Source organism: Marinobacter iranensis (assembly GCF_029207565.1).
Taxonomy (GTDB): domain Bacteria; phylum Pseudomonadota; class Gammaproteobacteria; order Pseudomonadales; family Oleiphilaceae; genus Marinobacter; species Marinobacter iranensis.
Genome location: NZ_JANCMW010000415.1, coordinates 1 through 235, shown reverse-complemented (window position 1 = coordinate 235; position 235 = coordinate 1). Strand labels below are relative to the sequence as shown.

General features: G+C 58.3%; 1 protein-coding gene. It reads right to left on the bottom strand.

The window, feature by feature from the left end; all coding sequences use genetic code 11:
* Positions 1–235 (bottom strand): hypothetical protein (locus tag NLU14_RS22920; protein WP_275710944.1); only part of this gene is annotated, 235 nt, incomplete at both ends.

The following is a 235-nucleotide window of genomic DNA, read 5'->3' as shown; positions in this document are numbered from 1 at the left end:
AGCATCCACGCTTCCATGATAAGCTCGACGCCCATCCCGCGCGCGGCAAGCTTCTCCATCGCCTTGTCGGCCGAGCGAAAATAATCCAGGTTGAATCGCGTAAAATCGGGCCGTTGCGGATTCCCTCCCCAAGGCCAACAGCTCTTCGTTTGCCAGTGACCGAACGAATCGGCATGGTTGGCCGTCACTTGAACTCTGGCGCGGATATAATTGACGCCTTGCTCCCGCCGCCGAT